The organism is Rhizobacter sp. OV335, assembly GCF_900142965.1.
In the GTDB taxonomy this organism is placed as follows: domain Bacteria; phylum Pseudomonadota; class Gammaproteobacteria; order Burkholderiales; family Burkholderiaceae_C; genus Rhizobacter.
Genome location: NZ_FRCQ01000030.1, coordinates 15,639 through 31,252 on the forward strand (window position 1 = coordinate 15,639; position 15,614 = coordinate 31,252).

A 15,614-nucleotide genomic window follows, 5' to 3' on the forward strand; every position below is an offset into this window, starting at 1 on the left:
CTGTACTCATCCCCGTTCGTACTCACCCCGTTCGGGCTGAGCTTGTCGAAGCCCTGCTCGCGGTGCATGGCCAACCTCGGCGCGCTCCGGCTCCAACCCTTCGACAGGCTCAGGGCGAACGGTGCCCTTCTCCATCCGCACCACCCGATCCGCCACATGGAAATACCGGTCGTCGTGCGAGATCACCACCACCAGGTGGCCCTTCGCGCGCAGCTCGGGCAGCAGCTCGGTGTAGAACAAGTGGCGGAAGGCCGGGTCCTGGTCGGCCGCCCATTCGTCGAACACCAGCACCGGCCGGCCTTCGAGCCAGGCGTGCACCAGCGCCAGCCGCTTGCGCTGGCCGGTCGACAGGTCGGTGGTGGTGAACGCGCCGTCGCGCACCGACACCTTGTGCGCGATCTCCAACCGCTCCAGGTAGGGCCGCGCCGCTTCCGGCAGCGGCTGCGGCGCCCCGCCCTCGCCGGCCAGCAGGTCCTGGAACAGGTAGAAGTCGGAGAACACCGTCGTGAACAGCTGCCGATAGTCGTCGCGCGTCGCATCGGTCACCGGGCTGCCGTCCAGCCGCAGCTCGCCCTGCTGCGGCGCATACAGCCCGAGCAGCAGCTTGATCAGCGTCGTCTTGCCCGAGCCGTTGTCGCCGACGATGAAGACCAGCTCGCCGCGCCGCAGCACCAGGTCGATCGGGCCGAGGACGAAGGGCTCGCCGCCGCCCTCGGGCGCGTCGAACGCATAGCGCACGCCGCGCAGCTCGATGGCCTCGGCGAATGCGCGCTCGCCGGCCGGCCGGTCCAGGTGCAGGTGCGGCTCGGGCGTCGCGAAGCGCAACGACAGGTCGCCGATGCGCTGGAACGCCACCTTCGCGCGGCCGACGTTCGGCAGCACGCCGACCAGCTGGTCGATCGGCCCCTTCAGGAACAGCAGCACCAGCACGAAGCCGCTCAGCACCGCCGGCGCCACCGTGCTCGCCGCCGCCCAGCCGAGGATCACCGCGATCAGCAAGAAGAACAGCGCCGAGCCGAACGCGCTGCCGATCACGTAGGTGTTGATCGCGCGCTGGTTGACCGCGCGGATGCCGTCGACCGTCTGCTCGATCTGCCCGGACATCATCCGCGCCCGCCGCCCGCGGTGCATGCGCAGCTCCTTCGCGCCTTCGCTGATGCCGCGGTAGGCCTTGTGCAGCTGCTCCTCGCCGTCGCGCGCGCGCCAGAAGCCGGCCTCGGCGCGCGTCAGCACCACCGCCTGCACCGCGGCGCCCAGCACCAGCGCGATCACCAGCAGCCCGAACATCGGCAGCGACAGCCACGCGAGGTAGCCCAGGCAACCGAGCGCGATCGACAGCGCGATCACGGTGGACGCGAGCACGAAGCCGGCGTCGCTGATCATGTCGACGTCCTGCGTCAGCACCGGCATCAGGCGGTGCGTGCGGTAACGCTCCAGCGCATCGATCGGCGCCGACAGAATCTTCTGCGCGAGCGACTTGCGCACCTGCGCCACCAGGCGCTGGCCGACGCGGTTGGTCGACATGTCGGAGGTGACGCGGCCGACCAGCGCCACCGCACACAGCGACACGAAGGTCAGCAGCAGCCCGCCGGCCATGCCGCCGCTGCGGTTCAGCACCTGGTTGATCGTGCCCAGCAGCGCGACGGTGGCCGCGCCGGCCGCGATGCCGGTGACGACCGAGAGCAGCAGCCACGGCAGGAAGGGCCGCAGCAGGCGGGCGACTTCCGCGAACGGGCGGTCGACGGCGGGCGGGACGGGTGGGGTCGGGACGGGATGGCTCATGCCTTGCATGACGAACCGCGTGCCCCCTCGTTCAGCTGAATATCGCCCGCCATGGTTCGTCTGCTGACTCGTGATCCCGTTGCTTGAACCTCTTTTCCAGGGCGCCTGGGCGCCGCTCGGCGAGGCGCTGGTGTGCGCTGCAGAACCGCCGGCCGATGCCGTGCCGGTGCGGCGGCTGATCGACGAGCCGGCCTTGCTGGAGGGGCTGCTGCGCCGCCACGCCCATCACCGCGGCGTGACCGGGAGCGATCTGCGTGCCGCCGCGTCGAGCTGGTGCTTCGCGTACCTCGATGCGCTGCTGCCGCCGGTGGTCGCAGCCGGCAGCGTGCTGCGGCATGTGTTCCCGACCGCACCGCACGAGATGCAGGTCGTGATGGGTGATGACGATGCGGTGCCGCGAAGCTTCCACATCGGGCATGGCGGCACGGCACGGCCCGGTGCCAGCTGCGGCGAACGCCTGGCGCCGTTGATCGACCTGCACCTGGCGCCGCTGTTCGCGCAACTTGCGCGGTGCTCGCGGATCTCCTCGAAGATCCTGTGGGGCAACCTGGCGCGCCGGCTCGACGGGCTGTTCGAGCAGGGGCTGGCGCTGACCGGGCACGCGCCGCACATCGCGCTCGACCGCGACACGCTGCTCGGCCTGCCGCTGTGGCACGACGGCCGACCCAATCCGCTGCTGCCGCGGCAGCGCCCACACCCCGAGGCATCGCGGACGATTCCGTTGCATCGGCAGTGCTGCCTGTTCTATCTCCTGCCCGGCGAGGACTACTGCAGCGCCTGCCCGCTGTTGCCAGCCCGCTAGCGCAATCTCGTCGTCCTGAGCTTCGGATCACGCGCGATCTCGTCCTCGTGGAACGGGAAGCGCAGCCAGTCGTGCCGCGCGTAGCGCGCGACCGACGCATCGGCCGGGCCGCTGCCAGCCGTGATTGCCGACTCGCCTTCGCCGTGCGCCAGCAGCGTGTGCGCCACCACACCCTGCGGGCCGAAGTGCACCACCTGCAGATACGTGTCGGCCACCGCATCGGGGCCGATCGGGTGCGTGTCGTCGCCGTCGCAGGCCACGTTGAAGTACCCGACGACATGGCAGCCGCCCGACAACGCGAGGCGCTCCCCGCCGCTCTGCACGAAACGCCGGCTGCCCAGCGGCGCATCGAGCGCCCAGCCGCGCTCGCCGAACGCCACGACGGTGTCAGCCAGCGCCTGCGCAACACGCGGGTCGCCGGCCTTCGGCGCGCGCGGCGTGGCCAGCGGCGCATCGGCCGCGAACGGCACGCCGAAGAACTCGCCCGGCGGCAACTCGTCGAGCCGGGTCCAGAACGCGTCCCACAGCAGCGCGCCGCGCGCCTCGGCATCGGCACGGTTCGGCCAGCGCGCCAGCACCTCGCAGGCCGGGCCGACGTCGACCTCGCGCCCCGCCAGCAGCACCCGCGGCTGCGCGCACACCGCCGACAGCAGCTCGTCCTTGAACAGCTCGGCCGACAGCGGGCGCGGCAGCAGCACCGCATCACGCACGCGCCGGCTCAGCGCCTCGGCCGACTCCGGCTGGCCCGACAGACCGTGCGCGATGCGGTGCCCCAGCCGACCACGCAGCGACAACGCCTGCCGCTCGCCGCCCAGCACCGTCGCGAAGCCCTCCAGCGGCTGCCGCGGGTTCGAGAGCCAGTAGCTGTCGTTCATGTTCGCGACGTAGTCCTCGCGCAGCAGCCCCGGCATCTTCGACACCGGCATCGTGCCGGGCTGCATCGCTGCCGCATCGCTGCGCCAGTCGCAGGCGGCGCGGCTGCCGTCGAGAAATGGCGTCACCGGATCGACGCCGGCAAAGCCCTGCGCAAGCGGCGTGCTGCAGGCGGCGCGCAGTTCATCGGGCACGTTCGGCACCGCGCCGACATCGCCGAGCCAGGCCCGGCCGTCGCCCCGCCCGATGGCCGCGGTGTTGACCCACGGCATGCCGGCCTCGCGCTTCTGGATCGCGATGAAGTCGTCCAGCGAATGCGCCTGGTTCCAGGCCAGGAAGGTGCGGAACACGCGGAAGTTCTCGCCGTTCACGTCGCGCATCGCGATGGCATGCGCCCTGCCCCAGCCGAACGGCGGGGCGCGCCGGCCGAGGTCGACGATCGGGCCGAACCGGCTGCCGTACAGCGTGCGCGTCACGCGCTGCACGCTGCCGTCGGCAGCGCGGGTGTCCACCGTCACCTCGCGCCGCTGCATCGGCTCGCTGCGGCCGTCGACGAGGTAGCGCGTGGGATCGGCCGGATCGAGCGACAGGTCGAACAGCCCGAAGCGCCGCGCCGCCGACACCGTGTGACTCCACGCGATGCGGTCGTTGAAGCCGATCATCACCAGCGGCACGCCGAGGAAGGCGACGCCGGCCACGTCGACGCGGCCGGGGATCGTCAGGTGCATCTGGTAGAAGCGGTCGGGCCCGCCCCAGTACCAGTGCGGATTGCCGAACAGCACGCCGCCCGCCTCGCCGGTCGCCGCGCGGCCGAACGCCAGCATGTTGCTGCCGAGCGCCGGGTGGTCGCCGACCTGCTGACGCGGCCACGGAGTCGTGTCGCCGACGGCTGCGGTGGGGGCAGCGGGCCGCGCGTTGACGATCTCCGGGATGAAGCGCGACCAGCCGGCCGCGACCTGCGCCGCATAGAAGCGCCGCAGGATGTCGTCGCCGTTGATCTCGCGCACCCACGGCTCGTGCAGGCACGCCTGGCGCACCGCTGCGCCGCCGCCGCGGCGCGCCTCAGCCAGGTAGCGGTTGTAGCCAAGCGCGAAGCCGTCAGCGGCGTCCAGCAGGTCGCGCGGTTGCGCGGCGCGGGCGCGCGCCAGCATCGCGTCGTCGGCGAAACCGCGGAAGAAGACATCGAGCTCCAGGTTCAGAGGCTGGCCGAACGTGGAACGGTGCGCCGGCCGCGCATCGCCCCCGAAGAACAGCGACCGCTCGCCGCGCCAGGTGACGAAGCCTTCGGCCAGCGTGCACAGCGCGTCCTGCGCCTGCACGTAGCCGATGCCGGTGCCCAGGCCGCGCCAATTCGCGGCGCGCAGGTGCGGGATGTCGTCGGCGGTGCGGCGGATCTCGACGCCCGCGAGCACCGGTGGGCGCGCGTGCGCACCGGTGAACAGCAGGACCAGCGCGCCAATCAGCGCGACACGTAGCGAAGCATGCATGGGAAGGTCCGATCAGAAAAAGGGTTCATCGCGCCGCCAGCGCCGCCAGCCCCTGCTGCAGCGCCGGGAACAGGCTGTTCTGGAAGTTGTTCCAGCGCAGCTCGAGGATGGTGTCGGCCGGGTCGATGTCGGTGGCGAGCACGTCGACGATCACCTCGCCCGAATCGATGCCGTTGTCGACGTAGTGGAACGACGCGCCGGTCTGCCGCACCGGCGCGACCGGCGTGCGCGCCATCGTGCGCCAGTCGACGCGCTCGCCGCGTGCGCCGTGCAGCGCATCGAGCGTGGCCCACGCGCCCCGCCGCTGGTGCGGCGAGCCGTCGCGCGTGATGCCGGGGTGGATGTTGACGATGCGCCGGTGGAACGGCGACCCTGGCCGCACCAGCTCGTCGAGGATGATCAGCAGCCCGTCGAGCACGACCACGTCGGCCTGCAGCGCGAGCAGGCGCGCCAGCAGCCGGGTCTCGAAGTCGCGCTTGCCGGCCGGCCGCTCGGCCGCGTCGAGCGGCAGCCGGCGGTAGGTCGACGGCACCGATTCCATCAGCTCGACCACCGGCCTGCCCTGCACCTGCAGCGCCGGCGGAAACGGCCAGCAGCGGCTTGGGTGCGGCGAGAAGCCGTAGTCCTTCAGCTGCTCGCGGTCGCGCGGGTTGCCCTCGTCGTCGTCGAAGATCACCGCCTGCAGCGAGTACGCGTCGCCGAGCGCGCTGCCGTTCAGCGTCTCGACGAGGAATTCGAGCGGCGACTTCATGTAGCGCGTCGCACCCTTGTACGCGACCGGCTGCCCGGCGCGGTCGGCCGCCGCGTTGCGCAGCGACGCAATGTAGACAATTCTTGCCTGTCGTTTTGACGGTTCCATGTGCGACATGACGAAGCACGCGGCTTGCTGTTCAGCAACGAAGGCCGCTGAACAAAGCCGCCGACCGCTCGTCATGGAGGCATGAACCGCGGCACACCCAGCACACGACCCTCTCCCGACCCGGCAGCCCCGCGCTGCGTCAGCCATCCGTCCGGCCAGGCGCTGCAGGTGCAGCGCGATGGCGACCGGCTGGTGGTCAGCGACTTGCATCCGCCGCGCGCGGGCGAAGCGCCCCGCGACCGCATCGGCCGCTGGCAGTGGAAGCACGATGGCGGCGAATCCGCGCTGCAGTGGCTCGGCCCTTGCTCGGGCGAGCCATCGCCGGCGCACCAGTTGGCGATCATCGAGGCGGCCTTCACCTTCGAGCCCGGCACGCCGACGCTGACGCTGGTGCCGCCGTTCGCATCGGCACTGAACCTCGCCGAGCACGGCCTCGCGCTGCCGGCACCCGGAGGACTGCAGCGCGTGCACCGCGAGATGTTCTTCCAGCACGCGCCGATGTGGTTGCCGCAGGTGCCCTCGCCGATCCCGCTGCGCTACACGCTGACCGAGAAATTCCGCCACCCGCTGCGCGCCGCCAAGCGCAGCGGCACGCTGTACCAGCGCCACATCCCGTGGCTGGACCAGACCTTCTCGTTTCGCAGCCTCGACATCGACAGCGACCTGCCGCGCTTCCACCGCTGGATGAACGACCCCGACGTGGCGCAGGTCTGGCAGGAAGACGGCGACCTCGCCAAGCACCGCGGCTACCTGGATGCGATCGCCGCCGACCCGCACATGCAGTCGATGATCGCGTGCCTGGACGGCGAGCCCTTCGGCTACTTCGAGGCCTACTGGGCGAAGGAGAACCGCATCGCGCCGTTCTGCGAGGCCGACGACCACGACCGCGGTTGGCACGTGCTGATCGGAGAGCCGGGCTTTCGCGGCAAGGCCTTCGCGACCGCCTGGCTCACCTCCATCTCGCACTACCTGTTCCTTGCCGATCCGCGCACGCGGCGCATCGTCGGCGAGCCGCGTGCCGACCACCGCCAGCAGCTGCGCAACCTCGACCGCTCCGGCTACGCGAAGGTGAAGGAGTTCGACTTTCCGCACAAGCGCGCGATGCTGGTGACGCTGCTGCGCGAGCGCTTCTTCGCCGACACGCTGTGGTGGCCGCGCGAGGACGACGCCCCCACTTCCACCCTGCAGGCAAGGACATGAGCATGCGCGTGCACGACCTCATCGGCATCGGCTTCGGGCCGTCGAACCTGGCGCTGGCCGTCGCGCTCGACGAGCAGCGGCGCGCCGGCCGGCCCCTGGTGGATGCGCTGTTCATCGAACGCCAGCCCGGCTTCGCGTGGCATCCGGACATGCTGCTGTCGCATGCCCACATGCAGATCTCCTTCCTGAAGGACCTGGCGACGCTGCGCAACCCGACCAGCCGCTTCACCTTCGTGAACTACCTGCACCAGCAGGGCCGGCTGCAGGATTTCATCAACCTGAAGACCTTCTACCCGAGCCGCCGCGAGTTCAACGACTACCTCGGCTGGGCCGCGGCGCAGTTCGACGACAGCTGCGTCTACGGCGAGGAGGTGGTCGAGGTGCTGCCGCAGGCGCAGGGCCGCGAGGTGCAGCTGCTGCGGGTGCGCTCGCGCGACACCGCCGGGCAGTGGCACGAGCGGCTGACGCGCCACCTGGTGGTGAGCATCGGCGGCACGGCCAGCATTCCCGAGGCCTTCCGCGCGCTGAAGGGCGATGCGCGGGTGATGCACTCCAGCGGCTACCTGGCGGGCGTCGCGCGGCATGCCGATGCGAAGCGCATCGCGATCGTCGGCGCCGGCCAGAGCGCGGCCGAGCTGTTCATGGACCTGCACGGCCGGCCGAACGCGCCACAGGTCGACCTGGTGATGCGGGCCCGCGCGATCCGCCCGGCCGACGACAGCCCGTTCGTCAACGAGATCTTCAATGCCGGCTTCGTCGACCAGGTGTATGCGCAGCCCGAGGCGCAGCGGGCCGAGATGCTGGCGGAGTTCCGCCACACCAACTACGCCTGCGCCGACCTCGACCTGATCCGCCAGATGTTCGCGGTGTTCTACGAGCAGCGCGTCAGCGGCGACGAGCGGCACCGCTTCCTGCGGCGGCACGAGATCCAGAGCGTGCGGGCCGCGCCCGACGGCATCCACCTGAACCTGCTGGACGTCAACGCCTCGCGCGAGAGCAGCCAGCGCTACGACGCGGTGGTGCTGGCCACCGGCTATGCGCGCGAGCAGCACCATGCGCTGCTCGGCGGCCTGGCGCCGTGGCTCGGGCAGCTGAAGGTCGACCGCGACTACCGCGTGATCGCGCCGCGCGAGTTCCGCCCGGCGGTGTTCCTGCAGGGCGCCTGCGAGACCACCCACGGGCTGAGCGACACGCTGCTGTCGATCACGGCCGTGCGATCGAACGAGATCGCGATGAACCTTGCTACACTCAATGCGAACAATTCTCATTGAACGGAGCGCTCTTCCAACGCATGCGCGAGCTGATCCAGGAACTGGTGGCCCACTGTGCAGACCTGCGGCGGCAGCTGACGCGCGAGCTTCGGGATCCGCAGCACGCGGCCGACATCGCGCAGTCGAGCTTCGAGCGGGTCTATGCGCAGGCGCTGGCGGGTCCGGGCGATGGGGCGCAGGCGGCCATCGCGTCGCCGCGCGCGCTGCTGTTCCGCGTCGCGCGCAACCTGTGCATCGATGAGGCGCGGCACCGGCAGGTCGTGCAGAACTGGGCCGCGCAGCAGTCCGGGTTCAGCCTGCAATCGGCGGCCCCGTCGTGCGAATACGTGCATGCGCAGCGCCAGGTGCTGCGGCGCGTGATCGGCGTGCTCGAATCGCTGCCGCCGTTGCGCCGCGAGGTGTTCCTGCTGTTCCGCGCCTATGGTTTCACGCGCACCGAGATCTCCGCGCGGCTCGCGCTCAGCGAGGCGGCGGTGGCCAAGCACCTGGTGCGCGCGGCGCTCGATTGCTCGCGAGTATTCGCCGAGATGCAGGCGGCGTTGATCGAGGCGCCGGCGGTGTCGCCGCGCAGCAGCTTTCGGGCGACCTTGGCCGAGGATTGGGCGTGAGCCGCGCCGCGCCCGCCGAGAAGCTGATCGAACATGCGCTCGACTTGGTCGTGAAGAGCGAGGTCGAGCCCGAGCCGGCGGCCGGCCGGGCGCTGGCTCGGCTTCGGCAGTGGATCGGCGAATCGCCCGATCACGCGGCCGCGGCCGACGAAGCGCGACGGCGCTGGCAGATGCTGGGCGGCATGTCCGAGGAGCTGCGCGAGCATTTCGACGAACCGGTTGCCACGAGCGAGTCCACGGGACGGCGCAACCTGCTGCTGTCGGCGGCGGCGATGCTCGGCGGCGCGGCGCTCGCGGGCCGGCTGGGTTGGCAGTACTGGCAGGCGCCGGTGTTCACGGCGGCGTACCGCACGCAGCCGCTGCAGCTGCTCAACGTCAGCCTGCCCGATGCCCGGCCGGGCACGCAGCTGGCGCTCGGCGCCGACAGTGCGATCGGCGTGCGGCTGCACCGGCAGCGGCGCATCGTGCGGCTCGAAGGTGGCGAACTGCGCTGCGACGTGGCGCACGACGCCGCGCGGCCGTTCCAGGTGCTGACGCGCGACGCGCGCATCGAGGTGCTGGGGACGGTGTTCAGCCTGCGCGACCGCGGTGGTGCGCTGACGGTGGGCGTTGAACACGGGCGGGTGCAGGTGGCGCTGCGCGAGGGGGCCGCCAATGACGCGATGGATGCCACGACGAACGGCGGCCCGCATCGCTACGGGCCGCCGATCATCCTGGCCGCTGGGGAATTGCTCGACATCCGCAACGGTATCGCACAGCCCCCGCGCGCCGGCGACGCCGCCTCACTCGCCGACTGGCGCGACGGCTGGGTGACGTTCCAGGACACCCCGCTGCGCGAGGCGCTGGCCAGCGTCAACGCCTACCGCAGCGCGCCGATCATCAGCACCGATTCACGCGTGGACGCGATGCGGCTGACCGGCCGCTTCCCGGTGCGGGATGCGGCCGGGTTGCTGGCGGTGTTGCCGCAGGTGCTGCCGGTCACAGTGCGCATGCGCGCCGATGGCTCCGCTGAAATCGCGACCCGCTGACGACCTCTCTCAGAATCGTCACGACTTTCGCGGAGGCCGGTTGACGCGAGTCAGGCCGGGATAGCCTGACGAGTGGCGACTTGACGGCCGACGAGCTGATCGAATGCCGGGTAGAACCCATCACTTGATGTCGACGTGCTTCTCCATGACTGCCCTGAAACGAAGCCAGGCTTGATCCCACAACTTGAAGTTGAATTCCTGGGGACTCCTTTTCAAAGATGCTTCCACATCTTCAAAGGCATTCTTCTCCTTTCCATGCCAACCTTTCAAACTGGAATTTCTGCTTCGCTCTTTTTCTATCATCTCCCTGACAAACCGCAACCCGTTCGGCCCTGGAATATATTGACCTCCATTTGCTCCAGGAAGGCCATCATGCATCCGGAACATCTTGACAAGCTCGCCACGGAAATCATCCGAAAGCCTTGTGGACTGAACAGACTGCAAAAGGTCATCCACGTACTCAAATTGCGGCGACCAAGGCTTAGTCCACGTGGGCAATGCGCCCTCATTCTGTTCATCGGATGAGGATTTCGATGATTTAGTGGAAGACTTCGAACTTTCCGAAGAACCCTCCCTCAGTTGCTCTATGGTGAGATGCTTCTCCATGACTGCTCTGAAACGAAGCCAGGTTTGATCCCACAAGTCGGAGTTGAAGGGACTCTTTTTCAAAGATGCTTCCACGTCTTCAAAGGCATTCCTCTCCTTTCCATGCCAACCTTTCAGACTGGAATTTCCGCTTCGCTCTTTGTCTACCATCTCCCTGACAAACCGCAACCCGTTCGGCCCTGGAATATATGGATCTCCATTTGCTCCACGAAGGCTATCATGCGCCTGGAACATCTTGACAAGCTCGCCACGGAAATCATCCGAAAGCTCTGTGGACTGAACAGAATTCGAAAGGTCATCCACGTACTCAAATTGCGGCGACCAAGGCTTATTCCACGGGGGCATCAATGCAACCTCACTCTGTTCATCGAATGAGGATTTCGATGATTTAGTTTCAGTGATTGCATTCAGCACCTTCTTCTCCTGATCATTCAGAGTAGGAGCGAATGACGCCCCGGCAAGCTTTGTCGGCTTGGAGGTGGTGACAACTTCATTCTTTGTTCTGTAACGCTGAATCGCAGAATTAGACTCCATGATTCCTCTGAATTTCATCCAACACTGATCGAAATTCTTGGAATCATCTTGAACGGCACCAGTCAATTCCCGGAACGCGGCCTCTTCTTTCGGGGAAAAGCCTGCCCGGCCTTTATTTCTTGCAAGCTCGTCAAGAACGAACTTGATCAGGTAAGGTCGCGCGCCGTCACCAGGGACATAAGTCTCCCCTGTTTTCGCACTTTCGGCGTCGTGCGCATTGATCAACGAGACGAAATCTCGGCAAAACGCCGCTGACGGCTTCTTCTCGGTGACCTTTCTGGGCGAAACGGTCATTGTCTTGATACCCTGGGGAATCTTCCGCGGGCTCTTGAGATCTCGATTTTCTGGAGATCCAGCCCTGTTATTCCATTGCTGGAATTCACCGAGTTTCTCGATGGCATGGCAAAGATCGGACCAGTCTTTAGCACCAAATTGCTGGTGCCGGTTGGCTGCCATATCAAAATTCTGGATCGCAGTGCAAGCATCGTCGGCACCCTTCCATCGTGTTCTAAAGCCCAGAGTGCGGATTTCATTCGCGACAGACGTGATGAATGATTGGATGATTTTATTGGTTTTGGAGTTTACCTCCAGCCTTCCAGAAGCATCGAAATTCGGCCGACTTCTGGCTATTTCGTTGAACTTCTCGTAGAACCGATGTCGACCGACCCTGTTTAGCATCTCACAGCCCTTTAGGGAGTAGTGCCCCTTGTCTTTCTTAGGAACCACTCCCATCATACCTCCCCAAATTTTATTTTTATCGTTCATGAATGCTGACAATACGTCCGGAGAAACATCTGGATAGTCCAGACGGACAATCCACGGAAACGACTTCAGCAAGTCTGAATAGTCCAGGGTTTCATGTTCATTCTTAAATTCCGCGAAGAGAGTATCAAGGTTGCAATCATCAATTCGCCTGGGAGATTCTATATTTCCTACAGCCAATGAATCACGCCGCTTAGGACTTTCAGCCGATTGATCGGGGGATCTGGAAGAAGGCTGGCTCAATGCGTTCTCGACCGTAGACTCCGCATTATTCTTGTACTTCGATTTGGAGCGCTTGTCGCTCCGTCTGGGCGAGACCATTTTTTTTAGTTTGTTGATTTTGTTTTTTGCGTTGCTGATCATACTAAACCTCATGCGCATCGAATTGATTGAAATTGAGTCACGTCATTCAAATTCTGTTTGAACACCCGCGACTGCGGCGAACTCACTGAGTGGGCTCGCCGTCATCACTGGTTCCGCGCCAAGTACACCCGTGTCCCTCTCCGTCACGCGGGCGCTGGTGTCCCACTTCCCCGCACTCATCCGTCTAAGTAGTCGGAGAGCTTGCAAGCCAGCACCCAGGCCCGTTCAGCGGCCCCATGCCAGCGGCTCGTCGTTCAACACAACACACCTCTGGAGTACCCCATGCGTTCCCTCCCCCGCCAACGCCTGCTTGTCGTCGCGTTGGCTGCCGCCTTCAGCGGCCCCTTCGCACTGCCCCACGCGCTCGCCCAGGCCGCCGTGCAGGCCCCGAACCGCGACGAAGCCGAGTTCGACCTGCAGGTCCCGGCCCAGCCGCTGGATGCCGCGCTGAACGAGCTGTCGCGCCAGACCGGCGTGCCGATCCTCGCGGCCGGTGAAGCCGCGGCCGGCAAGACCTCGCGCGTGGTGTCCGGCCGGCTGAGTGCCGCGCAGGCGCTGCAGCAGATGCTGGCCGGCAGCGGGCTCGAAGCCGCCCGCGCGCCGCACGGCGGCTTCGCGATCCGCCAGGCCTCGGCCGGCGCGGCAGCCGCCGAGACCACGCTGCCCGCCCTCACCGTGCGCGCCCGCGCCGATGCCGATGCCGGCGGCTACGTTGCGCATCGCGCGAGCGTTGGCACCAAAACCGACACGCCGCTGGTCGAGGTGCCGCAGTCGATCTCGGTCATCGGCAGCCAGGAGATCGACGACAAGGGCCTGACGACGCTGACCGATGCACTCGCGCAGACCCCCGGCGTCACCGTGAACCCCTACGGCTTCGATTCGCGCGGGCTCGACTGGGTGCTGCTGCGCGGCTTCGACGGCTGGTACACCAGCAGCTTCCGCGACGGCCTCGCGCAGAACGTCGGCATCACCTTCCTCGGCGTGCAGACCGAGGTCTACGGGCTCGATCGGCTGGAGGTGCTGCGCGGCCCGTCATCGGTGCTGTTCGGCAAGGGCGACGTCGGCGGAGTCGTCAACCGCGTCAGCAAGGTGCCGGGGCCGGATGCGGTGCGCGAGATCGGCGTGCAGACCGGCCGCTACGACCGCAAGCAGGTGATGGCCGACCTGGGCGGCGCGATCGACGCCGAAGGCCAGTGGCGCTGGCGCGTGGTCGGCCTGGGGCTGGACACCGGCACGCAGGACCAGTACCCGAACGGCGAGCGCATGACGCAGAAGCGCCAGTACCTCGCGCCCTCGCTGAAGTGGCAGCCGACGCCGCAGACCTCGCTGACGCTGCAGGCCGAGGTGCTGCGCGATGACGGCTCCGACGATGTGCAGTTCGTCAGCGACTTCGACGGGCACCCGACCCCCCTCAAGGAGGGCGACCCGAGCTACAGCCGCATCGAGACCGGCTCCGACGCGATCGGCTGGCAGTTCGCGCACCGCTTCGACAGCGGCTGGAAACTGCAGCAGAACGCGCGCTACGCGCACCGCACTTCCGACAAGCACCACATCCAGTCGTTCTTCCTCGACCCCACCGCCCCCAACCTGCTGGATCGCCAGGCACGGCACGACGTGGAAGCGGTCGACGAGAACAGCATCGACACCTCGGTGCAGGGCAAGGTCGATGGCGGCGGCGTCTCGCACACGCTGCTGTTCGGCCTCGACATCGACCGCAGCCGTGCCGAGTGGCAGCGCTGGCAGGACATGACGACCCCGCTCGACCTGACGAATCCGGTCTACGGCATCCCGATCGCCGAGCCGACCTCCAAGGCGCGCGACAAGCAGGTGATCCTCGAGCAGGTCGGGCTGTATGCGCAGGACCAGGTGCGCATCGATTCGCACTGGGGCCTGACGGCCGGCGTGCGCCAGGACCGCGTGAAGTCGCGGTACGAGAACCGGATGCCCAATCCCGATTCGAACGAGGTCGGCGTCGCCGAGCGCACCGACAACGCCACCAGCGGCCGGCTGGGCGTCACCTACCAGGTGGGCAACGGCTGGGCGCCGTATGCGAGCTATGGCGAATCGTTCGTGCCGGTGATGGCGGTCGACGAGGGCAAGCTGCTCGACCCGAGCCGCGGCAAGCAGGTCGAGCTCGGCGTCAAGTACATGCCCGAGGGCGAGGCGGTGTCGTTCACCGCGGCGGTGTTCAACCTGGAGAAGACCAACGTCGTGACCTACGACGCGGAGTTCGCGGCCCATGCGATCGGCAAGGTGCGCTCGCGCGGCATCGAGCTCGAAGCCAGGGCGGCCCTGAGCCCGCGGCTGCGGCTGACCGGATCGTTCAGCGCGCTGGACATGAAGGTGCTGTCCAGCCTGGACAGCACCGAGGTCGGCAACATGCCGATCCTGACGCCGAAGCAGACCGCGGCGCTCTGGCTCGACTATGCGCTCGGTGCAGAGGTGCTGCGCGGCGTGAGCGTCGGCGGTGGCTTGCGCTACATCGGCAAGCGCTGGGACAACGTGGCGAACACCGAATCGCAACCGGCCTACACGCTGGCCGATGCCGCAGTGCGCTACGACAACGGCCCGTGGCGCTTCGCGTTGAACGTCACCAACCTGTTCGACAAGGCGTACCTGAGCGGCCACGCCTACGGAAGCTACTTCCGCGGCACCGAGCGCAACGTGCTGCTGACGGCGAAGTACAGGTTCTGATCAGCCTGCCAGGCCGGCGTAGACGTGCTGCACGTCATCGCCGGCATCGAGCGCCGTGAGGAAGCTCTCCACTTCCTCCAGCTGCTCGGCCGTCAGGCTCTTCGGGTCGATCGGGTTCTTCGGCTTGTAGCCGAGCTTGGCCGACAGCACCGTGAAGTTCTGGCCCTGCAGCGCGCGGCTGACGAGGTCGAGGTCGGCCGGGTCGGTCAGGAACATGGTGACGCCGTTCTCGTCCGCGGGCTCGAAGTCTTGCGCGCCGGCCTCGATCGCCGCCACCTCGGGGTCGGCGCCCGGCGTCGTCGGCTCGGCCTCGATCATCCCCAGGTGGTCGAAATCCCAGGCCACCGAGCCCGAGGCGCCCAACTGGCCCTTGCGGAACAGCACCCGCATGTCGGACGCCGCGCGGTTCACGTTGTCGGTCAGGCACTCCACCATCACCGGCACCCGGTGCGGCGCGAAGCCTTCATAGAGCGCGTGCTCGAAGTGCACCACCTCGCCGGTCAGCCCCGCGCCCTTCTTGATCGCGCGGTCCAGCGTGTCCTTGGGCATCGAGACCTTGCGCGCCTGCTCGACCACCAGCCGCAGCCGCGAGTTCGCGGCCGGGTCGGCGCCGTGCCGCGCGGCCACCATGATGTCCTTGGCCAGCTTGCCGAACAGCCTGCTCTTGGCACTGGACGCCAGGTCCTTGTGATATGCCTTCCATTGCGCGCCCATGCCGACATTCCTTGATCGATGCCCATGCGAC

General features: G+C 67.4%; 11 protein-coding genes. 6 read left to right on the forward strand and 5 right to left on the reverse strand.

Translation table 11 applies throughout. From position 1 onward, the window contains the following. Positions 1 to 6 precede the first annotated feature (6 nt). The gene (locus tag BUE42_RS25275) at positions 7 to 1,782 is read right to left on the reverse strand and encodes a cyclic peptide export ABC transporter (RefSeq protein ID WP_083614563.1); all 1,776 of its coding nucleotides are present in this window, start codon (positions 1,780 to 1,782) and stop codon (positions 7 to 9) included. A 70-nt stretch (positions 1,783 to 1,852) separates the two neighbouring features. Between BUE42_RS25275 and fhuF the strand changes: the two genes are divergently transcribed. Next, a complete protein-coding gene (fhuF, locus tag BUE42_RS25280) occupies positions 1,853 to 2,584 on the forward strand; it encodes a siderophore-iron reductase FhuF (protein WP_073468064.1) in 732 nt (243 codons plus the stop codon). Here the strand turns inward: fhuF and BUE42_RS25285 are convergent. Both BUE42_RS25285 and BUE42_RS25290 read right to left on the reverse strand, forming a co-directional pair. Then, a complete protein-coding gene (locus tag BUE42_RS25285) occupies positions 2,581 to 4,944 on the reverse strand; it encodes a penicillin acylase family protein (protein WP_073468065.1) in 2,364 nt (787 codons plus the stop codon). The two genes, fhuF and BUE42_RS25285, sit on opposite strands and share 4 nt — an antisense overlap. Positions 4,945 to 4,969: 25 nt before the next feature. Further along, positions 4,970 to 5,803 (reverse strand): formyl transferase, encoded by an 834-nt coding sequence (locus tag BUE42_RS25290; RefSeq protein WP_073468115.1) that lies wholly within the window; start codon positions 5,801 to 5,803, stop codon positions 4,970 to 4,972. Between the two features lie 81 nt (positions 5,804 to 5,884). Between BUE42_RS25290 and BUE42_RS25295 the strand changes: the two genes are divergently transcribed. Genes BUE42_RS25295 through BUE42_RS25310 form a run of 4 tightly spaced genes read left to right on the forward strand, consistent with a single transcriptional unit; the run spans position 5,885 to position 9,910 of the window. Beyond that, complete coding sequence (locus BUE42_RS25295; RefSeq protein ID WP_073468066.1) at positions 5,885 to 7,003, forward strand: GNAT family N-acetyltransferase; 1,119 nt, start codon at positions 5,885 to 5,887, stop codon at positions 7,001 to 7,003. 2 nt (positions 7,004 to 7,005) lie between these two features. After that, on the forward strand, positions 7,006 to 8,274 hold the full coding sequence (locus BUE42_RS25300) for a lysine N(6)-hydroxylase/L-ornithine N(5)-oxygenase family protein (RefSeq protein ID WP_073468117.1): 1,269 nt from the start codon (positions 7,006 to 7,008) through the stop codon (positions 8,272 to 8,274). Positions 8,275 to 8,294: 20 nt separating this feature from the next. Next, positions 8,295 to 8,882 carry an RNA polymerase sigma factor gene (locus BUE42_RS25305; RefSeq protein ID WP_073468067.1) on the forward strand — a complete coding sequence of 196 codons (588 nt, stop codon included), beginning with the start codon at positions 8,295 to 8,297 and terminating at the stop codon, positions 8,880 to 8,882. Beyond that, the gene (locus tag BUE42_RS25310; protein WP_073468116.1) at positions 8,879 to 9,910 is read left to right on the forward strand and encodes a FecR family protein; all 1,032 of its coding nucleotides are present in this window, start codon (positions 8,879 to 8,881) and stop codon (positions 9,908 to 9,910) included. The genes BUE42_RS25305 and BUE42_RS25310 overlap by 4 nt, the downstream gene beginning before the upstream one ends. A 120-nt stretch (positions 9,911 to 10,030) precedes the next feature. On the opposite strand, the gene BUE42_RS32610 is transcribed toward BUE42_RS25310, so the two are convergent. Continuing rightward, on the reverse strand, positions 10,031 to 12,175 hold the full coding sequence (locus tag BUE42_RS32610) for a hypothetical protein (protein WP_143171753.1): 2,145 nt from the start codon (positions 12,173 to 12,175) through the stop codon (positions 10,031 to 10,033). 282 nt (positions 12,176 to 12,457) lie between these two features. Between BUE42_RS32610 and BUE42_RS25315 the strand changes: the two genes are divergently transcribed. Further along, on the forward strand, positions 12,458 to 14,869 hold the full coding sequence (locus BUE42_RS25315) for a TonB-dependent siderophore receptor (RefSeq protein ID WP_073468068.1): 2,412 nt from the start codon (positions 12,458 to 12,460) through the stop codon (positions 14,867 to 14,869). Here BUE42_RS25315 and BUE42_RS25320 read toward each other — a convergent pair whose 3' ends face one another. Next, positions 14,870 to 15,583 carry a YebC/PmpR family DNA-binding transcriptional regulator gene (locus BUE42_RS25320; RefSeq protein ID WP_073468069.1) on the reverse strand — a complete coding sequence of 238 codons (714 nt, stop codon included), beginning with the start codon at positions 15,581 to 15,583 and terminating at the stop codon, positions 14,870 to 14,872. Positions 15,584 to 15,614 lie beyond the last annotated feature (31 nt).